This window comes from Schlesneria sp. (assembly GCF_036405755.1).
GTDB lineage: Bacteria > Planctomycetota > Planctomycetia > Planctomycetales > Planctomycetaceae > Schlesneria > Schlesneria sphaerica.
In genome coordinates this window covers 1-2297 of record NZ_DASWWZ010000584.1, presented here as the reverse complement: position 1 = coordinate 2297, position 2297 = coordinate 1, and the positions used below count along the sequence as shown (strand labels likewise).

1 protein-coding gene is annotated in these 2297 nt (G+C 54.4%); it reads left to right on the top strand.

Annotated elements, in window-relative coordinates; genetic code table 11:
* The first annotated feature begins 975 nt into the window (after positions 1–975).
* Positions 976–2031 carry a DUF1207 domain-containing protein gene (locus VGE80_RS19380; RefSeq protein ID WP_440593803.1) on the top strand — a complete coding sequence of 352 codons (1056 nt, stop codon included), beginning with the start codon at positions 976–978 and terminating at the stop codon, positions 2029–2031.
* Positions 2032–2297 lie beyond the last annotated feature (266 nt).

Here is a 2297-nt window from a genome sequence, read left to right as displayed (position 1 = left end):
CAATCACAGTGCCTGAGCAAAATCATCCACAGCGCTCAGTCGTAAACAACTGGGAATTCCGTGGTTACGACACTCGACTTTCAGTGCATCCACATCATAAATTTTACAATTGTTTGTAAAATTTGTGGGTAATGACAAGGTCTGGGATTGCTCGGAGCCCTGGGCGGCTACTCTCTTCGAGTCGGAACCGGGCGTGCAGTTGCGTCAAAGGTCGTGCCTTCAGCTCAGTTTCCGTTGTTGGGACTGCTTGTGTGGGTTGTTTGGGTTGTAGCGATTGCTCAGGATTTTGGGTGATGGTTCGTCCTTCCAGTCACCCTCGTGCAGGGGGAAGCGACGGCCTGCCGCCACGTGCGGGCTACCGGGGCATCAATATGTTCAAAGAACATCGTCCCTGCACCCGTTCCAGTTCATTTTCTCCGGGGACCCGATGTCCGATTTTCCCTGACCTCTGTTCGATTCATTGCCTCTGCGCGGTTTCATGAGCCTGTTTTGCGAATCGTTAAGACCTGGAATTGACTCTGTTTTGATATTTCCAGGTTGGCTGTCTTAAAGGCCGCAGGCTCGGAAAAGTTTCCCAAATCAGCAGCTCCCCTACAGCTGGGATCAGTCCTCTCACTGGTACGTGTTGACGTGGCATTTCTCTGACGGGCTTGAGTCGTTTTGCTGTCGGGATGACGCAGGTCTGCTCGCTGTCGTTGATTGTGCGATGTGTGACGCATCAACGGAGCATCACGTGTGAAGCGGAGTTATCGAACGTGTGGAATAGACGGGACCAGTCGTACCAGTTGTATGGGGTTTGTCGGGTGTAGTTTTCAGACAAGAGATTCGTACTGAGCCAGTGAAAGCGTTCTTGCCAAGCGTAGGAAGCCGATCTGCTTTTAAAGCAGAACCTCGAAGGTCACCGACCACCTAATACGGTTTCGAACTTGAACTGAGAGCAGGACTGGACAAGACGTGCGGACATACAAAATCCAAGTGAGCACTCTGATCTTTAGTGCATGCCTGACGACGATGGCCTGGGGAGGTAGTGAGGGTCATCCGGCCCCCCCTTACAACCTCGCAAGTGTCGTCCCCATAAAAGAAAAATCGGAAGTCAGGCAAGTCAATTTTTCGGCTACAGAGTCACCGGGATTGACGGAGCAGGCTGTGGGGGGGGATTCACCCGCCTATCTGACTCCGGAAGGTTTGCCTCCGCTGTCACAGGTCACACCCGCCGCGCCAGCGGCTCCTGTCGCCTCGTCGAATTTCGATGAAATTTTCGACGGACCTGGCTACGAGTGGCAGGTGCTTCCTGTGGGGCTGATGTACAAGGCCTATCTGGCGGGTGAAAAAGAGTCTCGAATGGCGTCTGTCTTCTACGCGGCAAATGGGCGTAAAGGAGCGATCTGGGAGAACACTCTCGGTGCTCACGTCGGCCTTTTGCGTTACGGAACGACGAACTCGGTGAACCCCCAGGGCTGGCAGTTCGACCTCGAAGGGGCGGCGATGCCCCGTGTGGACATGGGACACGAGGATGACCTTGAGGCGGTTGACTTCCGCGCGGGATGGTTGATCACTCATCGTCGAGGTCCCAACGCATTTAAAGCGGGCTACTACCATCTCAGTTCGCATGTAGGGGACGAGTACCTGATCCGCAACATCGGTTTTGAACGTCTTAACTATGTTCGAGATTCGCTGATCATTGGTTGGACACGCGATGTCATGAGTCCCAATCTGCAAGTCTATGGTGAGATTGCCTGGGCCGTGTTTGCTCAGGACGGCGCTCAACCGCTGGAACTGCAGTATGGTATTCAGTATTCCCCGTTGGTTTTCGGTCTGCACGGGGCACCGTTCGCAGCGATCAACGGTCACACACGACAGGAGTTCAACTATACCACCAGCATTAGCGTCCAGGCTGGATGGCAATGGCGCGGGGTGTCGAATCACACACTGCGAACGGGTGTCAGTTATTACGAGGGGCCCTCGATGCAGTGGTCATTCGTGGGACAATCAGAACGGATGATCGGTGCGGGGATCTGGTTCGACTTCTGATCTGAATTGAGTCCAACGTTGCTCCGAATCGAGACCTCCACCTGACATACTGAAGATCAGTGCGATTGGAAGAAAAGTTGTTTCACACGTCACCCCGGTGGTCGCATGTTTGCGACCACCGGGGTTTCTGCTGTGCGCCTGGCATGTTGTGTTTCTCGGAGATGCAAGTTCTCTACGGGCCGTGATGACCGGAACCGTGAGCTGTAGGACAGGGTGCCCGCCGCGAGGCGGGATCTGAAGGGAGCCGAAAGCGAAACTTGGACTCG